The organism is Streptomyces durmitorensis, assembly GCF_023498005.1.
GTDB classification, from domain to species: domain Bacteria; phylum Actinomycetota; class Actinomycetes; order Streptomycetales; family Streptomycetaceae; genus Streptomyces; species Streptomyces durmitorensis.
This window is the reverse complement of sequence record NZ_CP097289.1, coordinates 9,500,218-9,519,815: the sequence shown is the minus strand read 5'-3', so window position 1 is coordinate 9,519,815 and position 19,598 is coordinate 9,500,218. Positions and strand designations below refer to the sequence as shown.

The following is a 19,598-nucleotide window of genomic DNA, read 5'->3' as shown; positions in this document are numbered from 1 at the left end:
GCCTGCCCCGCTGACGTACGCACCCTTGAAGGGTACGTACGTCAGCGGGCCCGATGCTCGCCGACTCCGGTCAGCGGGAACGACCGCCGAGGACCTCAATCAGCCGGACCGGGAGGAACGCGGGCCGGTGGGGCCGGGCGACCTGGTACGCCACATAGCCGAGCGACGCCGCGGCATGGACCTCCTCGGCCGTCTCCGCCTGGTAGACGACTCGGCAGCGGCCCGATTCGGCCTTCGCGCGCTGCCAGAGGGCGGGAGCCGGTTTGCGTTCCGCTTCCGTTCGGGGAGTGAAGATCCGGTCGCCGAAGTCCTTCCAGACGAAGGGCTCGGAGCCCCGCCACGTGGCATCGACCTCCTTCTTCAGCCTGGCGGCACGCTCGGCGTCGGTCGCGCCCCAGGAGGAAGGGACGTTGGTGATCAGGCCGATTCTGATGTGGCGTTCGCGCAGGGCTCGCAGGTAGGAGGCCGCGCCGGCCTGATAGCTGGTGCCGCCGTCCTCGGCGGTGTGCACAAGGGTCTCGCCCAGGTCGAAGTACACGACGGGGCAGGCACGTTCGGCGCTCACGCGCGCGACGGAGGGCGTCGCCGTGACGCCGCCCGCGTCCCCGGGCACAGCCACACTCGCCGTGGCGCACAGCACGGTCGACGCCAGGGCGGCACCGAGCGTGATGCTCGTCCGGACCGAGCCCGTGAAGGCGGATCTGTTCATGGCGTCGTCGCCCTTCTCCTGGCGCACCACGAGGGTGCGCGAATGTCCAGTCCATGACAGTCAGCCGCCGCATCCCACGCGGCAGCTGACTGTCCAGAAGTTCTCTCATCGCTTCGCCGGTCCACCCCGCTCTACCCGTGAACACCGGGTGACACTCGGGTCCCGCATCACCGCCCTTGGATCCCCACGTGAAGGCCACCTCGCGGCGTGATGTGTTCGAGTCCACAGGATGTGACCGTCGTCGTCCGCGACAATGTCTGAATGGACCTCCCTAGTCAGCTCGTTCCGATCCCGAACACTTCCGGCCTGCACGTGTGGATGCCTTACCGCAGCGGCGGTTGGGGGTACGCGAACTGCCTGTGGATCATTTCCGGCGATGAGGCCGCGCTCATCGACACCCCGTATGACGGGCCGCTCACGGATGCGATGATCCAGGCCGCCCGTCCGGTCCTGGGCGGGCGCCAGGTGTCGACGGTGGTCAACACGCACGCCAATGGCGACCACAGTTGGGGCAACCACAGGTTCCCCGGCGCGAGTGTCATCTCCACGCAGTCCGGTTCCGAGCACCAGCACGAGGAGCCGACTCCGCAGGACATGCACCGCCTGCTGCACGAGACGTCGCCCGAGGATCCGTTGGGCTGGTATTTCCGCCGTCACTTCGGCGTGTTCGACTTTCTCTCAGCCCGCGAGCCCATCGCCACGAAGACGTTCAGCGGCCACCACACCTTCACGGTCGGGGAGTTGGAGGTCGAGCTCTTCGAGGTCGGGCCCGCGCATCACACGGGTGACCTGATCGTCCGTGTCGGCGATGTCATCTGCGCAGGCGACGTCTTCTTCCCCGACGACCACCCTCCGCATTGGTCGGGTCCGATACAGAACGTCATCGACGCCAACGAAACGATCCTGGGCCTGTCACCCAGCATCATCATCCCCGGCCATGGCGGGCTCAGGGGTCCCGGTGACGTGCGCGAGCACATCGACTATCTGCGCGCCGCGCAGCGCGAGATTCGACTGCGCTTCGAAGACGGTCTGACGGTTGAAGAAGCCATGGAGGACATCTTCCGGCGCGGCTTCTATCCGCAGCTCGGCCTTCCCGAGCGCCTCATGATTGTGATCGCGATGGAGTACCGCCATCTGCGGGGCGAGGTCCTGGGTCACAGTGTCATGGAGTTGGCGCATGGAGCCGCCCGGTGGGCCTTCAACCGTCGCACCGACCCGGGGCTTCCCGTCGCCTGATCGGCATGCCCCAGCAGCCCGAGTAAGTGGAGTGGGGTGCCGCCTGCCGCGTCGGGCGGCACCCCGACCGAACATGGGATGGCCGGAGGCGACCGGTTCGGCGTCCTGGGCACACACACCCGCCGGGGTTCGGCGTCCAGGAGTGACCATCCAACTCAGCGACTTGACCAGGCGCAACCTATGGACCGCCAGACGCGGCGCCCGTTTCAACCACCGAAACGCACGGCCTGTGGTTCCGCTCTGCGGAAGGCCGCCAACGGGTCGCTCACCCCTTGATCGCACCGCGAGGGGGGCGGGGTTGAACACGAGCATGGTGAATCTCGCCCCGGGCGAACCGAGCGGCATGGCGGTGCACATGGTGACATCACCTACCCGGGAGGGAGCGTGATGGATACAGCACTGGTCCAAGTGCGCCTCTTCGTCCGGGCCCCCGTATGCGTGATACCGCATCTTCCGTGTGTCGCCGTTGGGGTGGACGTGTGCCACATGCCGGTCCCTGTAGAGGGGGCGGACCACCGGGTCCGCGTCGACCTCCTGGTCCAACTGTTGCAGATCGGCGTTCTCCGGGTGCGCGGCCACAGCGGTCCGCAGCTGGGCGGTGAGCGGTATCGCCCACTGGGTCTCCCAGTTGACCATCTGATGCTCCCTGACGTCCTCCCGCAGCAGCATGTAGCGCCTGAGGTTCTTCTCGGGGAGTACCGGCTCGGCTCCGTGAGGGCGGGGGAACATGCGAAGGAAGTCTTCGTTGCAGGCAAGGACGTTCCAGGCGACGTCGTTGACGTAGCACGGTTGGCCCGCCATGGCTTCCACCGCCACCTTCCAGGCCGGGTGGACGTTCGTGCCGGCCAGCGGATCCTGCGGGTGGGGCGGCTCGTGACCGACGGAATAGACGTAGAGCGCGATCCTCTCCCGCTCCTTCAGCTGCAGGACGTTGGAGACCCGGTCGAGGAACTCAGGTGTGGGCGACGGCATTTCGCCGCGTTCGAGCTGCGCGTAGGTCCGCTCGGACACGTAGAGGAGCTGTCCGACCTGAGCCTGCGAGAGACTTGGGGAACGGCGGCCACGACCGGTGCGGGGAGGCCAGCCCAGGCTTGAGGGATCCACCTGTTTCCGCTTCCACTGCAGCAGTTGCCGCAGCGCTGCCTTGTTGTCCACCGTTCACCCTCTCCTGCGCTGAGCGCCGCCCACGCCCGACCCATATACCGGAAGAACGCTTTCCTGAAATTCGCTGACAGGAAAAAGCTGGTCCTGGTGGTGTCCATGGGGCGGTAGCGACAATGGGCGTTCGGATCTGCTCGTGCAGCGGGATACGCGGCGATCCTCAACTGCCAGGGGGAATGCGCGTTGTTGCAGACGACTGCCGTCAGACCGTCGGAGGGCAATGGCGTTTCCGTGGCGCGCACCCTCGCGGTGCTGCGTGCGCTGTAGCAACTCGGTGACGGCGCCCATCCGCTGTCCTCCATCGCCGCCCGGGCGGGTTTGCCGGCCCCCACCGCCTATCGCTACGTCCAAGCGCTGGTCGGCGAGGGAGCCCTGGAGCGGCGAGGGCCGCGCGGCCACTACTCCCTTGCAGAGGCACCCCATTTGTTCTCCGGCTCCTTCTCCGATTCGTCCGGTCCACCGATGAGCACGGGTTCGGCTACGGTTCGCGCCGAGCTGATCACACTACAGTCACGCACTGGCCAAATCGCCCTGGCCTACGCACCGCTGTTGATCGGGAAGCCGATGCGTATTCGCGCAGAGCAGGCTCTCGGCGCACGCGCGCAGCAGCTTCAGGCAACCCCACAAGCGTCACTTCAGGCCTTGTGGCGTGCTCCGCTCGATACAGACCCTCCGGGGTGGGCCATCCTGGCCTGCCTCGGGGACGTCACCGCGGCACGGCCTCAGCTCGCCCGCATCCGCCAGGACGGATACGCCGTCGGCCCGTCTCCCCTGCACGGCAAGGACGCGATCGCGGCACCGGTCTGGCGGGGCTCGACCGTGGCCGGTGCGGTCAGCCTTCTCGCCGCACACAGCCAGATGCGCAGTCCCACGGTCCGAAACCGCTTGGCGGGGGCCGTGCTGGATTCGGCAGCGATCATCAGCAGGCAGCTGACGTGCGCCGGCATGCCCGGATCTACCCTTTGACCTGCATCAACTCACCATCTCTGCGGCGCTTTCAGAACGGGATCCCCCATGTCCCGCTCCGTCCTGTTCGCCATCCTGGGCTTCGCCTTTCTCGCGTCCCCCGATGCCAGTTACATCACCGGAGCTGTCGTACCCGTGGACGGTGGCGGAGGCATGGGGCACTGACGGAATCCGCGGGGCCGAGGCTCCCCGTGCCACCACCCCGCGGTAGGGCTATCCCTAGGCACGAATCGGGGGGTGCCCGCAGCGATACCGGGCGACGACGCGCCTAGCGTGCGGTACATGCAGATGACCAGAAGTGGACAAGCAGCCGTTGCCGGTGTCGTGATGCTGGCCGCCGTGGCAGCGGGAACGTCACCCGTCACGGCCTCAGTTGCAGCCAAGGAGCCGTCGGGGCTCGCGCAATACCTCGACCAGGACGTCGACTGGCACGACTGCACCCTGGGCCCCGACGACACCACCGGAAACAAGTTAGACGCCGCGGGCGCCCAGTGCGCCGACCTCACCGTGCCGCTCGACTACACCGACCCCGGCGGCCGAACCCTCACCGTCGCCATCTCCCGGCTACGCGCCACCGATCCGGCGCACCGGGTCGGCCCACTCCTGCTCAACAACGGAGGCCCTGGCGGGCCAAGCCTCGACATGCCGCTCACGGTCGGCGCGGCCATGGGGAAGGTGGCGAAGAAGTACGACCTCATCGGCGTGGACCCGCGTTTCGTCGGCCGCTCCACGCCGCTGGACTGCGGCTGGGACGTCGGTTCCACGGTCTTCTCGGCCGGTGAAGGACGGGCCGGGTTCAAGCACTCCGTCGCCCGTCAGCGCGACCTGGCCGAGCGGTGCCGAGAGACGAACGCAGATGTGCTGCCCCATGTCAGCACACGCAACACCGCCCGGGACATGGACGTCGTCCGAGCCGCGCTGGGCGCACAGCGGATCTCCTACCTCGGCTACTCGTACGGCACCTACCTCGGTCAGGTCTACACCGAGCTGTTCCCCGGCCGCACCGACCGCATGGTGCTGGACGGTGTCATCGACCCCGCCCGGTACACCCAGACGCTGCTCGCCGACTCCACGGGAGCCAACGAACGCGCGCTGCACGCCTGGGCAGCCTGGACCGCAGCCCGGCACGACACCTACGCCCTGGGCCGCACCGCCGACGCCGTGCTGACCACCGTGCGCGGCATCCAGCGGGCCGCGGCCGCAAAGCCTCTACGGGTCGGTGACTTCCGGGTCGACGAACACTTCGTTCCCCTCGTCTACTTCAGCGGCCTGGGCAGCGATCTGGACAAGCCTCGGGCCGAGCTGGCCACCGCGACCCGAACCCTCGCGCGCGCCGCCGACGGTCAACACGTCGAGCCCGGAGCGGGGTTGTCCGCGCTTCTGGCGGCCATGACCACCAAGGCCGGTTCTCAGCAGGGCAGCGCGCAGGCCGCCATCCTGTGCGGAGATGTCGCGACGCAGCGCGGGACCGAGACCTACTGGCGTGACATCCAGGCCGGCCGCAAGAAGCACCCCTTCGCCGCCCCGCTCTCGTACAACATCACAGCGTGCGAATTCTGGGACGGTCCGGCGGAGGCGCCGACGGTGGTCGACAACGACGTGCCGGCCCTGTTGGTCAATGCCACGGGCGACACCCGTACCACCTACTCCGGCGCGCGCCAGGTGCGCGACCGGTGGTCCCGTTCTCGCCTGGTGACCCTGTTCGGGGCCAACCAGCACGGGGTCTACGGCGAGTACGGCAACAGGTGCGCGGACGCGCAGGTCAACGCCTATCTGGCAGACGGCCGACTGCCCGTGCGCGACGTGTCCTGCCCGGCCTAGGCGCTGTTTCCCCGGGGGGTTCCACGCCGACGACGTGGCGTCAAGACGCCGGGCGGTCAGCTTTTGACTGAATGCGGACGACTGTGAGGTTCCGCTCCGAGGCCGGTGAGGGAGCGGGATGATTCTCATGACTTCGCCGGCCGCCGACTCTGCCGGTGTGCGCGCGGGGTAAGGCTGTCGTGGCCCTGTTCTTGCCACGGTGGTGCGCGATGTACGGGGCCCGGGCGCTCGGTGGTTGAGTGGACCGCCGGTGGTGGGGCCTGCGCCACCGCACCGCTGCCGGTTCCCGGGGTCCTTCGGATCTGCCGTCAGGGTGCGGAACCGATAAGGGGGAAGTCCCTTGATTTCTGCACTCTCCAGACCCCGCCGCACCCAGTCCCGCCGACGCCGCCTGACCTCGCTTGCTGCCGCCGGCACGCTGGCACTGACGGGCGTGGCGGCGCTCACCGAGCCCGCTCACGCCGATGTCGGCCCGAAGGCGTATGTCTCCAACTTTGGTGGTGACGACGTCTCGGTGATCGATACGAGCACCAACACCATCACCGGCAGCATCAGTGTCGGCAGCAATCCCACCGGCGTGGCGGTCAACCCGGCTGACACGCAGGCGTACGTCACCAACTTCGACGACGGCACCGTCTCGGCGTTCGACACCGGGACCGACGCGGTCACCGCGACCATCCCCGTCGGCAGCAACCCCCTCACCGTGGCGTTCACCCCGTCCGGGAACCGCGCGTATGTCACGAACCTCTCCGACTCCACCGTCTCGGTCATCAACACCGCGACCAACACGGTCAGCGCCACCGTCCCGGTCGGAGCCGGGCCGAACGGGACAGCGGTGAACCCGTCGGGCACCACCGCCTACGTGACGAACAACGGAGACGACACGGTCTCGGTCATCAACACAGCGGCCAATACCGTCAGCGCCACCGTCCCGGTCGGGGACGGGCCCTCCGGAGTGGCGGTCAGCCCGTCAGGGACCACCGCGTACGTCACCAACAACGACGGGACCACGGTCTCGGTCATCGACACCGCGACCAACACGGTCAGCGCCACCGTCCCGGTCGGAGCCGGACCGAACGGCGTCGCGTTCAGCCCCTCCGGCACGCGGGCCTACGTCACCAGCACCGGCAGCGACGACGTGAAGGTGATCAACACGGCGACCAGTACCGTGACGGCGACCGTCCCGGTCGGCGACAGCCCGGCCAAGGTCGAGGTGAACCCGTCCGGCACGGCCGTCTACGCCACCAACCGGGCTGACGACACCGTCTCGGTGATCGACACCGCGACCAACGCCGTCACTGCCACCATCAGCGGGTTCAACAGCCCTTACGGCATCGCCTTCGTTCCCGCGCCGCCAACGGCGCAGGAGGCGGACATCGACGTGAACTTCACCGCCAAGCCGAACCTTGGCCTCCTGGTGCCTTACCTGAGTTACACCCTCACCGCGCACAACACCGGCCCCGACGCCGTCACTTCCGCGACCCTGACCGCCGCGCTCCCGCCGGGTGCCTCCGCCACGAACCTCTCCGCCGGATGCACCGTCGCCGCCTCCACGGTGACCTGCGCCTACGGAGCCATCGCCGACGACGCGAGCGTGAACAAGACCTTCCGTGTCCCGCTGCACCTGCTGACCCTCGGCAAGGTCAAGGTCACCGGCCTGCGCACCGCCTCCGCTCCCACCGACACCCACCCCGCCAACGACAGCGCGGCCGTCACCTGCACCGCTGTCTCCGTCATCCTCGTCACCTGCCCCTGATGCCGCACCTGCGGTGATCCCACGGAGGGCAGCGGCACGGCGACCACCTCGCGGGACCGCAAGACGCAACCCGTGCAGGCGTGATCAGTGATGAGCGGGGCACTCGTCGACGATCGGCGCAGCCACCGGAACCGCCGGTGGCGCGCCGTTCATCGGCAGGAGAAGACAGATGCTGGCATTCGCGGCGGCCGTGCTGTTCGTCATCGCCTTCATCATCCACGCGACCGAGACGTCGACCGAAGCCGTCTTCAGCCCGACGAGTCTCATGCTGGTCGGCCTTGCCCTGCTCGCTCTGCACTCGGGCGGCATGGGGTCGGGGTGGTCCGCACGCGGACGGGGACGCGGGCGCCGGCGCTGAGTGTCGTCGGGGAGTGCATTTTGACAGGGCCTTAACATATTGGGGAGCGGTCGCCAGGATGCAAAGCGCTCGCACTTCTGCGTAATTTCCTGTGCCGAACGCGCAATTCATGCATGCATCGGCCCGTCAGTTCGTGCTTCGATCCGCACGTCAGTCCGCGCTCACCAGCTTTCGACCACCGCAGCAAGCGCGGCCGGCGCGCGCCCTGCCTGACACACCCCCAAGCGTCAGGAGGATGCCCCATGTCCCCACGCCCTCGTCCAGGGCTCACGTTGCTCGCCGCGCTCGCACTCATACTCTCCGGGCTCACCGCCACCGCCGCCTCCCCCGCGGGCGCGGGGAAGGCGCCAACACCGTCGGCTTCACCGACGACGGCGACTTGATCTCCTTCAAGCCCTACGCCCTCGCCGACGCGAAGTCGTTCACCGCCCGCATCGCCTCGGGCGGCGCCCGGGGCACGATCGAGATCCGCGCCGATTCACCGACCGGGACGCGGCTCGGCTCGGTGGCCGTGCCCGTGACGGGCGGCTGGGAGAACTACCAGGACGTGACGGCGAACCTGTCCGGAGCGCCGTCGGGAACCACGGAACTCGTGCTGGTCTTCAAGAGGCCGAGCGGTCAGGGCAACCTCTTCGACGTCGACGCGTTCACCCTCGCCACCGCCGCGTTGAAGGGACGTCAGCCATGAGCAGCATGAGCAGAGCGCTGAGGCGGCTGCGCCACGCACCCGCCGCTCTCGCCCTCGCACTGGCCGCCGTCCTCACCGTGCCGATCACGGCAACCGGGTCCGCGAAGGCCGCGTCCTTTGACGTCCTGGTCTTCTCCAAGACGGCGGGCTTCCGCCACGACTCGATCCCGGCCGGTATCGAAGCCCTGCGCGGCCTCGGCCAGGAACAGGGCTTCACCGTCACGGCCACCGAGGACGCCACGGCCTTCAGCCCGGACAACCTCTCCGGCTACGAGGCCGTGGTCTTCCTCAGTACCACGGGCGATGTCCTCGACAGCGCCCAGCAGGACGCCCTGCAAACGTACGTCGACTCCGGCGGAGGCTATGTCGGGGTGCACGCGGCGGCCGACACCGAGTACGACTGGCCGTACTACGGACAGCTCGTCGGGGCCTGGTTCAAGAGCCATCCCGCCATTCAGCAGGCCACCGTGGTCAATGAGGACCGCACCCACCCGGCGACCTCTCACCTCAGGGCCACCTGGACCCGCACCGACGAGTGGTACAACTACCGCACCAACCCCCGCTCCGACGTGCACGTCCTGCAGAGCCTGGACGAATCGACCTACAGAGGCGGGGAGATGGCGGGCGACCACCCCATCACCTGGTGCCACGCGCAGGGCCAGGGCCGTTCCTTCTACACCGGCCTCGGCCACACCGCCGAGTCGTACGCCGACCCCGACTTCCGCACCCTGCTGCTCGGCGCGGTCCGCTACGCCGCGGGGCAGGCGCCAGGCGACTGCGCGCCTGATGCTGGAGGCGGCACGGCGGAGGGATCGCAGAACGTCCACCTCTTCTACTACCCGTGGTACGGAAACCCTGCCGTGAACGGGAGTTGGCGCCACTGGCCCCAGGGCGGTCACACCCCGCCCGACGACGTCGGCACCGACTTCTACCCGGCGCTCGGCCCGTACGACTCCGGGGACATGGAGGGTGCCGTCGCCCAGCACATGAAGTGGGTGAAGGAATCCGGCACCGGGGTCATCGTCTACAGCTGGTGGGGCCGTGACGGTTACGAGGACCGGCTCGCCAAGGGCGTCCTGGACGCGGCGGCCGACGAAGGCATCAAGGTGGCCTGGCACCTGGAGCCGTACGCGGGGCGTACCGCGGCCTCCACGGTTTCCGACATCCAGTACATCAACGACACCTACGGCAGCCACCCCGCCTTCTACCGGTCCGCCGAGCACGGCGACAGACCGGCGTTCTATGTCTTCGAGAGCCTGCGCATCACCGACTGGGCCGCGCTCGACGAGGTGACGGACAGCAGCATCGTGCTCGCCCAGACGACCGACACCACGAAGATCGCCCACTTTTCGGGGATGTACACGTACGACGGGATCGCGGGCGCCACCGCCCCCGGCTGGAAGCAGGCCGGCGACTACGCCCGTGCCCACGACTTGATCTGGGCCCCTTCGGTCGCTCCCGGCTACATCGACGACCGGGCGGTCCCGGGCAACACGACTCCCACGCTCGACCGCGCGGACGGCGCGGCGTACGACAAGCAGTGGAACAACGCCCTGGACCCGGCCGTCGGCGGCTCGCCCGCCTGGGTGTCGGTGACGTCCTTCAACGAGTGGCACGAGGGGAGTTCCATCGAGCCGGCCGACAGTTCACCGCCCGCCGGTCACGGCTATCTGACCTTCGAAGGAGCGTACGGAAAGACAGGCGAGGCGGCGGAGACCGCCTACCTGGACCGGACGGCGTACTGGGTGAACCGCTTCGCACGCCGGTAGCCGGTCAGGTCTCCCGCCACACTCGCGCCGAACTCAGTTGGTTTCTGACCGGATGCGGCGCGCGCGGCCCGGTCAGAAACGGGCGTGTGTGGTGATGTCCGACTCGAACTGGTTGATCATCTGAGGCGTCACCGTAGGACGGCACTGGCCGATGGCCTCCAGGTAGTCCGCCGTGCTCGCGCCCGGCATCGGCTCCTGGGCGGCCGTCGGCCCGCCGGCCGGGACCAGATCGCGCTCGAAGGAGTTCTGGGCGGCGATCCGGGCGGCATGCTCGATGTCGGCGGGCGTGAACAGGTCGCTCGCCGCGACCAGTTCGTCGACGTTCACCTCCGGCCGGCCGTCGGTGTAACGGGTCCAGATCGCCGCCCGGGCCGCCTTGTCCGGCGTACCGATCGGAATCAGGTAGTCGAAGCGGCCGGGGCGCAGGAAGGCCGGATCCAGGGAGCGGATCGAGTTCGTCGCGCAGACCAGGAGCCGCTCGTCGCGCTCCCGGAATCCGGGGATGAGCTTGAGCAGTTCGTTGGTCACCCCGTGCATCCCGCCGGGCTGTGCCGGTTCCCGGCGGACCGGGGCGATCTCCTCGACCTCGTCGATGAAGACCAGCACCCGTTCCAGCTCGGCGATCGCTGCGAACGCGGAGCGCAGCGCCGCCGCCAGATTGCCTCCGTCGGCCAGCCGGGAGGGCAGGATCTCCACGAACGGCCAGCCGAGCCGCGAGGCGATGGCGCGCGCGAAGGTCGTCTTGCCGGTGCCCGGCGGGCCGAACAGACCCACCGCCCGTGGCGGGCGCACACCATGTCGTGCCGCACGCTCCGGCTCGGCAAGCGGAAGCACGATCCGCCGTTCGATCAGGTCCTTCTCACGCTCCATGCCGACGACCTTGTCCCACAGGTCGGCGGGCAGCAGCCGGCCGCCGAGGTCGTCGAGAAGGCTGGCGGCGGGCCCGTGCACCGGCTCCACCTTCTCGAAATAGGCCACAGCAGGACGGCGGGTGTAGCCCGCGTTGAGGAGTCCGTCGCCGAACAATTCCTCCTCCGGCAGGACATAAGCGATCCGGCCGACCCGCGCGGCGACCAGGCGGCGCTCGAGCTCGACCAGGAGCGCGCTGGCCAGGCCACGCCCGCGCCAGGCCGGGGCAATCGCGATCCGCATCACCCAGGCCCGCTCTCCCGCCACACATGCGAGCGCCGTCCCGATGGGTACGCCCTGGTGGACGGCGACGACGCCCGGCTGCCGGGATGTCAGGGCACTGATGCACTCCGCCACGGAGAAGACGGATTCCTGGCCGAGCTCGGCCGTGGTGTCCATCAGGTGGACCACCGCGGCGAGATCACTCTCGCGATAGTCGTGGATCAGCCAGTTCACAGGCCCGCCCCTCGCTCGTTCTCGTTGTCGCACCGCTGCGGCGAGGCTAGAGGCGCGGGAGATCACGGGTCGTGCGCCGCATTGCACAAGGCGCGAGGGGAACTGCTACGAACCGTCACTGGGCATACGGCACCGATCGTGCCCGGCGTCGGCGTGGCAGCGGCCCGGCTCGGGAGGGTCAGCAGCTCTGCCAGAGGCGGGTCATCACCCGCACCCCGAACCGCAGTCCTTCGAGCGGCACCCGCTCGTCGACGCCGTGGAAGAGACGGCCGTAGTCCAGATCGTGCGGCAGTTTCAGGCCCTTGAAGCCGAAGCACCGGATGTCCAGCTTGGTGAAGGCCTTCGCGTCGGTGCCGCCCGGGTTGCAGTACGGCACCGGGTGCCCGTCCGGGTCCTCGGCGCGCACGGCCGCGCACATGGCGTCGACGAGCGGGCCGTCGAAGGAGGTTTCCATGGCGATGTCGTGATTGACCCACTGGCGGGAGACGGAGGGCAGCAGCAGCGCGTCGATGGTGTCGATGAGTTCCTGCTCGTGACCGGGCAGGAAGCGGCCGTCCACGCGGGCCGTCGCCTTCCCGGGGATGACGTTCGTCTGATAGCCGGCCGAGAACATGGTGGGGTTCGCCGAGTTGCGGAGCACCACCTGCATGAAGTCGGCGACATGACCGAGCTTGGCCAGTTCCTTGTCGACGGCCTCCTGGTCCAGGGTGCCGAGCACCTCGAAGTCGATCTCCACACCCAGGAGTTCGGCTGCCTTGGCGAGCAGGGCGCGCACCGGCTCGATCAGCCGCACCGGGTGGCTGTGCCGGCCGATGCGGGTCAGCGACTCGGCGAGGTCGGTGACCGCGTTCTCGTCGTTGGGCGAGGATCCGTGCCCGGCACGGCCGTTCGCCGTGAGCTCCATCCAGGCCATGCCGCGCTGGGCGTTCTCGATCGGGTAGAGGCGCCGCGTGTCGTCGAGGGCGTAGCTGAAGCCGCCGCCCTCGCCGATCGCCTCGGTGACGCCCGCGAACAGCTCGGGCCGGTGCTCGACCAGCCAGTGCGCGCCGAACTTGCCGCCCGCCTCCTCGTCGGCGAGGAAGGCGAGCACGATCTCGCGGGCCGGCCGGGTTCCGGTGCGCGCGAAGTGCCGCGCGGTGGCCAGCATCACGGCCACCGTGTCCTTCATGTCGATCGCGCCGCGGCCCCACAGGTACCCGTCGTGGATTTCACCGGAGAAGGGCGGCACCTGCCATTCGGTCGCATCGGCCGGTACGACGTCGAGGTGGCCGTGGACGAGGAGGGCGCCCCTGGTGGGATCCGTGCCGGGGATGCGGGCGATTACGTTGGCCCGTCCCGGTGCGCTCTCGACGAGCGTCGATTCGATGCCCGCCTCGGACAGGCGCGCCACGACCCAGTCGGCGCAGGCCCGTTCGTCGCTGGTGGGGTTGGAGGTGTCGAAGCGGATCAGCTCGGCGCAGAGATCGACGACCTCTGTCTGCGCCTCGTCGGAGGCCGGGGTGGTGCTCAAGGCCGCGCCGGGAACAGGGGTGTCGGGGTTGCTCATGCCGCTCCTACGGTGTCGGGCGTGCGGTCGGCGGGGGCGGGTGTGGCCTCGTCGTCCAGGGTCGTGGTGCCGTACGTCCTGATCCAGCCGAGCAGACCGAGCACGGAGTAGAGGATGAACGCGGTGGCGAGCGAGTTCAGGGCGGGGATGCCGCCGTCGTAGAACTTGCCGACGCAGAAGGCCAGTGCCCAGATCACCAGTGACATCGGCACCCAGGTCGGCGAGGTGGTGGGCAGGGTCTGGGCCGCGCGGGTGTCGTCGAGGGGCTTGCACATCCGCCGCACCACCCAGTACTCCGCGACGATGATGCCGCCGATGGGCGGGATGGCCACGCCGAGCACCGACAGGAACTCGGTGAAGTGGGTCATGATGCCGACCGCCGACAGCAGCGTGCCGGCCAGGCCGAGCATGATGGTGACGACTCCGCGGTGCAGACGCTTGCCGAAGACGACCTGGAAGAAGTTGACGACGCCGAGGGAAGAGCCGTACAGGTTCCAGTCGTTGATCTTCGCCGTCGACATGAGGACGACCAGGACACCGAAGGCGCCCGAGGTGGAGAGCACGATGTGCGAGACCTCGCTGCTCTTGACCATGTGGCCGAGCAGCACGCCTGTCATGCCGACGATGTACTCGGAGAGGATCATCGACGAGGCGCTCTGCAGAAAGACGTGCGAGCCCTTCTTGTTGTAGCGGGTCATCTCGGGGGCGACGATCGCACCGGTCATGAAGCCGCCCGCGATGGCCGTGGCGGCGACGGCGAGCGGGATGGTCTCACCGGGCGGGGGCGCGCTGACGAGGTCGGCGACGGAGTGGTCCATGAGGGCGTCGGTCACCGACCAGGCGACCATGGCGAAGAACAGCGGTGTCACGATCTTGGCGAAGATCGCCATGTACTTGAAGCCGAAGATGACCAGGGCGGTGATGGCCACGCCGGCGACGACGCACCACAGCCACGAGGCTCCGCCCACCAGGGCCGACACACTGTTCCCGAAGATCGAGTTCTGCACGCCGAACCAGCCGACGAGGCTGACCGCGATCACGAAGCTGACCAGCGCGGATCCGTTGCGCCCGAAGCCCACCCAGCGGGTCAGGAGCGGAGTGGCAAGGCCCTCGCGCATCCCCGCGAGGCCGATCGCGAAGATCACGACCTCGAGCACGACCGCACCGAGTGTGAAGGCGAGGAACGCGTCCCCGAAGGTCATGCCGACGCCGATGGTGGCGCCCAGCGTGAACTGGGAGATCGAGCCGGACTGGGCGAGCCACTGGAGCAGCATCGTCCAGAAGCCGAGGCGCTTGTCGCGCGGGACGCGGGACAGCGCGTAGTCGTCGCTGCCGATCTGCTTGCCGCCCGTTTCGGCGGCGGAGGGGGCTGCCATCACGACTCCCTGGATGCGTGGCCGAAGGTCTGCAGGTGCGCCAGCGAGCCGTACCGGTTGACGAGGTTGTCGAACTCCGCCACATCGTGGAAGTCGAGTCGGCCGCCGCCGAAGGCCTTCGCGGTCTCGACGGCGAACCGGGCTGCGGCCGCGATGTCGGTCTCGTGACTCGCGCCCGTCTGGCAGCCGGGGACCGCCGCGGCCGAGGTGACCGCGAGGCCCACCACCGGGGCTGAGGTCGCGGTGGCCGGCTGCAGGATCGAATTGATGTGGTGTACACCGTTACCGTAGGGCGTGATGTCCTGGTTCGTCACGGGATATGTGACCAACGGCTCACCGGTCACCACAGCGAGCAGCTCGCCGAGCTGCTCACTGACCCGCAGCACCCAGCCCTCCTTGACGGTGGGCGAGAGGGCCAGGCCCTTGTGGTTGATGATCCGGTTGCCCTTGGTGGTGTCGATGGAGAGCACGGCCTCCATCTCGTCCGTCACCTCGTGCCGGTTCATGGTGGCGATGTCGACCGGCGAGTCCATGAACGGGACCGGGGCGTGCGGCGCGGTGGGGGCGTCGGGGCAGATGTGGGTGGCGATCACGACGTCGCCCTCCAGCACGTCGCCGCGGCGGCGCATGTCGAGCAGCTTGGCCGCGGCCGACAGGGCGGCCACGGCACCGTCCGCGTCGGAGACCAGGCCCGCGATCTCCGGCCGGGCGCCTACGCCGCCGAGCCTGCCGACGACGCCGAGCGTGCGGGCCGGGCCGCCTGCCGCACGGCCCGAGCGCCCCGGGATCCGGACGCGCACGAAGTCCGTGGAGCCGCGCTCGCCGGTGACCGTGGTGACCTCGACGCCCGACCCCCCTGGACCCGCGGCCGAGTCGAGGTACGCGACGGCACGCTTGCCGTCGGCGTCCGGATCATCCAGCAGATCCATGATGGCCAGGACGTACTTCAACATGGGCGACCTCTCCTGATCGTGCACGCCGGGCGGGTGGCCCCGCACCGGTACGGAGACCAGAGTCGGGATGCGTTAGCGTTGTGGGCAATGCTTTCCCGTTATCTGCAATAAGGGTCTGCATGGTGAGATGCCCGACCCCGCACACACCCGTACCGGGCCCGCATGCCCCCCTCCGCCGCCCACCAGGAGCGACCGCCGATGCCCCAGGACATCCCGCTCGACCGGAAGACCCCGGCCGGCGCCCTGCAGACCGTCGACCGCGCCCTGCTCGTGCTGCTCGCCTTCGAGCGGACCCGGCCGGACTGGGGCGTGACCGAGGTCGCCGCCGAGTTCGGCTGGGACACCTCCGTCGCCCAGCGGCTGCTCTCCACCCTCGCCGGCCGCGGCTTCCTGGTCTCCGACCCGGTCACCCGCCGCTACCGGATCGGCCCCGCCGTACTGCGCCTCGGCCGCCTCTGGGAACGCTCCGGGTCCCTGGAACTCCTCGCCGGGCCCGTCCTGGACGAGCTGCGCGCCGCCACCGGCGACACCGTCCTGTTCTGCCTGCCCGACAGCTTCCACATGCGCTGCGTCGCCGCCGTCGAGGGCGAGGAGGGGCCGCTGCGCTACTACCCGCTGGTCGGCGAGCTGTATCCGGCGCACGCCGGTGCCACCAGCAAGTCGTACTACGCCTTCCTGCCCGACGAGCAGCGCAACCGACTCTTCCGCGGGCGCCCCATGGCCCGCTTCACCGACCGCACGGTCACCGACCCGGACGTCCTGGAGCGCGAGTTCCTGCGGATCCGCGCGCAGGGGTACGCCTGGACCGTCGGCGAGTACGACGCCGGGATCGGCACCGTCGCCGTACCGGTCTTCCTGGGCCGCGAACCGTACGGAAGCCTCAGCCTCGGCGCAGCCAAGGAGCGCTTCCCCGAAGGCCCCGACGGTCGCCTCGATGCCCTCCGCCGGGCCGCCCAGCTCCTGGAGAAGCGCCTCACCCACCCGCCGCAACGCACCCGGCGCCCGCGCGGCGACACCGCCTGAGCGAGACGCCGCACGACGGCCACCCGCCGCCGCCACCACCCACGTCACGCGAGCAACCCACCACCCCAATGCCGAAATACCCCGCAAGGAGCCTGAGTTGACCCGGACGAACCTGCTGCTGCTCTCCAACTCCACCCAGCACGGCCGCGGCTACCTCGCCCACGCCCTCGACACCGTCACCGGATTCCTCCCCGAGCGCGCCCGCCTCGCCTTCGTCCCCTACGCCCTCGCCGACCACGACGCCTACACGGCCAAGGTCCGCGACGCGCTCGCCCCGTGCGGCATCGACGTCCGCGGCGTGCACGAGGACGGCGCCCCGCTGTCCTCACTCGCACAGGCCGACGCGGTCTTCGTCGGCGGCGGCAACTCCTTCCGCCTGCTGAGCGCGCTGTACCGGACCGGACTGCGCGACGCCCTGCGTGATGCCGTACGTGCCGGGCTGCCCTACATGGGCGCCAGCGCCGGCACGAACATGGCCGCTCCCACCCTGCGCACCACCAACGACATGCCCATCGTGCAGCCCCCGTCCTTCGCGTGCCTTGGCCTCGTCCCCTTCCAGATCAACCCGCATTTCCTCGACCCGGACCCGGCCTCCACTCACAAGGGAGAGACGCGCGAGGAGCGTCTCACCGAGTTCCTCGAGGAGAACGACGTCCCCGTGCTCGGCCTGCGGGAGGGATCCTGGCTTCGCGTGCAGGAGGACCGCGCCACGCTCGGCGGCGAGAACCCGGCCCGCCTCTTCACCCGCGGCACACGCCCGCGCGAACTCCCCACCGGCTCCGATGCGTCCGAACTCCTCACCGCACAGGCCCACTTCGACACCGTGGCCACCCATGCCTGAGCCCTCTCGGCCTCAGGGACACACCTGGGCCACCAGGGCGGGCAGCGCCTCTCCGAGGGGCAGTGCGACGCGCTGCGTGGCCCAACGGTCACCTCGGGTCGGCCCCTGATTGACGATCAGGACCGGCGTGCCGGACTGTGCCGCCTGACGCACGAAGCGCAGCCCGGACATGACGGTGAGGGAGGAGCCGAGCACGAGCAGAACGGCGGCTTCCTCGACGAGGTCCCGGCACGCCGCAACGCGCTCGGGAGGCACGTTCTCTCCGAAGAACACGACATCGGGCTTGAGAACCCCGTTGCCACAGGCCGAACACGCCACCACCCGGAACTCACGGACCGCCTCGTCGGGCAGTTCCACGTCACCGTCCGGATTGACCCGCGCCGCTCGGTGCCGCTCGGCGTCATCCTCGAACCGCGGATTGGCCTCACGCAGTCGGTGGTCGAGTTCTGAACGGGAGCTGCTCTGCCCGCAGGCCAGGCACACGACCCTGCTCAGGCTCCCATGGAGCTCGATGACGTCCCGGGCCCCGGCGGACTGCTGCAGCCCGTCGACGTTCTGTGTGATCACGCCGGTGAGCAGGCCTGCGTCGAGCAAGGCGGTCACAGCACGATGACCGGCATTCGGGCGGGCCCGCGTCATGGCCCTCCACCCCAGCTGGCTGCGGGCCCAGTACCGTTGCCGGGCCTGCTCGGCGCCGACGAACTCCTGGTACGTCATGGGGGTGTGCCGACGCAGGGAACCGTTCTCCCCTCGGTAGTCCGGGATACCTGACTCGGTGGAGAGCCCGGCCCCGCTCAGCACGGCGACTCCTCCCCCGCGCACCGCCTCGACGACAGGCGCGAGGTCGGTCACGGCCGGGAGCAGGCCGCCAGTGGGCTCCCAGGTCAGTGTGGGGCGCATCCGCATAGCTGCCAGCGTACGTGGCGGGCGCCCGCGCACCCCGGCCATGCCGGCAGCGGATGCCTCAGGAGCGGACCCGGCTACTTTTCTTGGTCGCGGCGGGTCCCCGACGCCCTGTCGGCCGTGCGGGCGCCGGTGGCTTCCTTGGCGGACAGTTCGGGTGGGGATTCCCCCGCGGCGAGGTGCTCCAGTACCTCGGCGAGTTCCCGGCAGGCGCTCTGCACCGATCGTCGGGTGGCGCGCTGTTCGGCGACCATGGCGGACAGCAAGAGCGCCGTCAGCGCGGCGGCACCGTTGAATGCCTGGAGTTTGGTCATGACCTCGATGGCCGACAGGTGGAGGAAGGCGCCTTGCTGCGTATTCGCCTCGAACGTGGTGAGCACGGACGCGAACAGCGCGCACAGCATGCTCCCGGCCAGCTGGAAGCGCAGCGCCGCCCAGATGAGCAGCGGAAAGACGAGGAAAAGCAGGCTCAATTCGCCGAGCACGGCCACGGGCACGACGATCACGGCCACGAGGCCGAGGCACACCATTTCCTTCCAGCGCCTCAGTTTCAGTGGTCCGGCGGCTCCCGCCAGGACGAGCAGGAGCGGTGTGATGAGCAGGACGCCCATCGCATCACCCACCCACCAGGCCAGCCATACGGACCAGAACTTCCCCGTCGCCAGTCCACCGGTCACCACCTGCGGCCCGACCCCCGCCGTGGCACTGATCAGCATGGCGCCGAGCCCTCCGAGGAAGACCAGGGCGAGGCCGTCCCGCACACGCGAGATCCCGAGCCGGAAACCGACCGCTCGCAGCATCAGATAGGCGCAGAGCGGGGCGATGGTGTTGCCCGCGACGGTGATGAATGTGGCGGGCTGCGGGGTGGCGAGCGACGCGATGACGAGGAACGACCCGATGGCGATCCCGGGCCAGACCGACACGCCGTAGACAAGCAGTGCGGCAACGGCGAGGCCCGTGGGCGGCCAGATGGGGGTGACGATCACTCCCTCGACGGTGAGTCGACCGAGCAGGCCCAGCCGCCCGGCCACGTAGTAGCAGGCGGCAACAGCCAGTGTCTTGAGGACTACCTCCAAGGACAGCCGGAACCGCCGGGTCACCAACACAGCAGCCATCAGACACCGCGC

Annotated in this window: 15 protein-coding genes and 4 pseudogenes; 10 read left to right on the top strand and 9 right to left on the bottom strand. The window is 69.3% G+C overall.

Annotated features, from left to right (window positions below):
- Window positions 1-70: 70 nt before the first annotated feature.
- The gene (locus M4V62_RS42150; protein ID WP_249592484.1) at window positions 71-709 is read right to left on the bottom strand and encodes an HAD family hydrolase; all 639 of its coding nucleotides are present in this window, start codon (window positions 707-709) and stop codon (window positions 71-73) included.
- A gap of 261 nt (window positions 710-970) precedes the next feature.
- Between M4V62_RS42150 and M4V62_RS42145 the strand changes: the two genes are divergently transcribed.
- Entirely contained in the window at window positions 971-1,945 is a 975-nt protein-coding gene (locus M4V62_RS42145) for an MBL fold metallo-hydrolase (protein WP_249592483.1), read from the top strand.
- A 528-nt stretch (window positions 1,946-2,473) separates the two neighbouring features.
- Here M4V62_RS42145 and M4V62_RS42140 read toward each other — a convergent pair.
- Window positions 2,474-2,956, bottom strand: a pseudogene (locus M4V62_RS42140) (MmyB family transcriptional regulator); the annotation flags it as partial.
- A 438-nt stretch (window positions 2,957-3,394) separates the two neighbouring features.
- Here M4V62_RS42140 and M4V62_RS44035 point away from each other — a divergent pair.
- A pseudogene (locus M4V62_RS44035) lies at window positions 3,395-3,478 on the top strand (helix-turn-helix domain-containing protein); the annotation flags it as partial.
- 350 nt (window positions 3,479-3,828) lie between these two features.
- On the opposite strand, the gene M4V62_RS42135 reads toward M4V62_RS44035, so the two are convergent.
- The gene (locus M4V62_RS42135) at window positions 3,829-4,053 is read right to left on the bottom strand and encodes a hypothetical protein (RefSeq protein WP_249592482.1); all 225 of its coding nucleotides are present in this window, start codon (window positions 4,051-4,053) and stop codon (window positions 3,829-3,831) included.
- A 106-nt stretch (window positions 4,054-4,159) separates the two neighbouring features.
- On the opposite strand from M4V62_RS42135, the pseudogene M4V62_RS42130 reads away from it, so the two are divergent.
- The 6 genes and pseudogenes from M4V62_RS42130 to M4V62_RS42105 all read left to right on the top strand — a co-directional run.
- Window positions 4,160-4,237, top strand: a pseudogene (locus M4V62_RS42130) (beta-ketoacyl-ACP reductase); the annotation flags it as partial.
- A gap of 117 nt (window positions 4,238-4,354) precedes the next feature.
- On the top strand, window positions 4,355-5,893 hold the full coding sequence (locus M4V62_RS42125; RefSeq protein WP_249592481.1) for an alpha/beta fold hydrolase: 1,539 nt from the start codon (window positions 4,355-4,357) through the stop codon (window positions 5,891-5,893).
- A gap of 340 nt (window positions 5,894-6,233) precedes the next feature.
- Window positions 6,234-7,649 carry a YVTN family beta-propeller repeat protein gene (locus M4V62_RS42120; RefSeq protein ID WP_249592480.1) on the top strand — a complete coding sequence of 472 codons (1,416 nt, stop codon included), beginning with the start codon at window positions 6,234-6,236 and terminating at the stop codon, window positions 7,647-7,649.
- A gap of 169 nt (window positions 7,650-7,818) precedes the next feature.
- Entirely contained in the window at window positions 7,819-8,007 is a 189-nt protein-coding gene (locus M4V62_RS42115; RefSeq protein ID WP_249592479.1) for a hypothetical protein, read from the top strand.
- Between the two features lie 331 nt (window positions 8,008-8,338).
- Window positions 8,339-8,695: pseudogene (locus M4V62_RS42110) on the top strand (carbohydrate-binding protein); the annotation flags it as partial.
- A gap of 5 nt (window positions 8,696-8,700) precedes the next feature.
- Window positions 8,701-10,464, top strand: coding sequence for a ThuA domain-containing protein (locus M4V62_RS42105; protein WP_249593224.1), 1,764 nt, complete (start codon window positions 8,701-8,703; stop codon window positions 10,462-10,464).
- Window positions 10,465-10,536: 72 nt separating this feature from the next.
- Here the strand turns inward: M4V62_RS42105 and M4V62_RS42100 are convergent, their stop codons facing one another.
- From M4V62_RS42100 to M4V62_RS42085, 4 genes are all read right to left on the bottom strand, one after another.
- Window positions 10,537-11,829: an ATP-binding protein gene (locus M4V62_RS42100; RefSeq protein WP_249592478.1), complete on the bottom strand. Its 1,293-nt coding sequence runs from the start codon at window positions 11,827-11,829 to the stop codon at window positions 10,537-10,539.
- A 178-nt stretch (window positions 11,830-12,007) separates the two neighbouring features.
- A complete protein-coding gene (locus M4V62_RS42095) occupies window positions 12,008-13,375 on the bottom strand; it encodes a M20/M25/M40 family metallo-hydrolase (RefSeq protein ID WP_249592477.1) in 1,368 nt (455 codons plus the stop codon).
- Entirely contained in the window at window positions 13,372-14,751 is a 1,380-nt protein-coding gene (locus M4V62_RS42090) for a cytosine permease (RefSeq protein ID WP_249592476.1), read from the bottom strand. The genes M4V62_RS42095 and M4V62_RS42090 overlap by 4 nt, the downstream gene beginning before the upstream one ends.
- A complete protein-coding gene (locus M4V62_RS42085; protein WP_249592475.1) occupies window positions 14,751-15,704 on the bottom strand; it encodes a DUF1177 domain-containing protein in 954 nt (317 codons plus the stop codon). The genes M4V62_RS42090 and M4V62_RS42085 overlap by 1 nt, the downstream gene beginning before the upstream one ends.
- 198 nt (window positions 15,705-15,902) lie before the next feature.
- Here M4V62_RS42085 and M4V62_RS42080 point away from each other — a divergent pair, with 198 nt between their 5' ends.
- Entirely contained in the window at window positions 15,903-16,727 is an 825-nt protein-coding gene (locus tag M4V62_RS42080) for an IclR family transcriptional regulator (protein ID WP_249592474.1), read from the top strand.
- A 97-nt stretch (window positions 16,728-16,824) separates the two neighbouring features.
- Entirely contained in the window at window positions 16,825-17,568 is a 744-nt protein-coding gene (pepE, locus tag M4V62_RS42075; protein ID WP_249592473.1) for a dipeptidase PepE, read from the top strand.
- A 12-nt stretch (window positions 17,569-17,580) separates the two neighbouring features.
- Here the strand turns inward: pepE and M4V62_RS42070 are convergent, their stop codons facing one another.
- A complete protein-coding gene (locus tag M4V62_RS42070) occupies window positions 17,581-18,474 on the bottom strand; it encodes an NAD-dependent protein deacetylase (protein ID WP_249592472.1) in 894 nt (297 codons plus the stop codon).
- A gap of 74 nt (window positions 18,475-18,548) precedes the next feature.
- Window positions 18,549-19,586, bottom strand: a complete 1,038-nt coding sequence (locus tag M4V62_RS42065; protein ID WP_249592471.1) for an MASE1 domain-containing protein — start codon at window positions 19,584-19,586, stop codon at window positions 18,549-18,551.
- Window positions 19,587-19,598 lie beyond the last annotated feature (12 nt).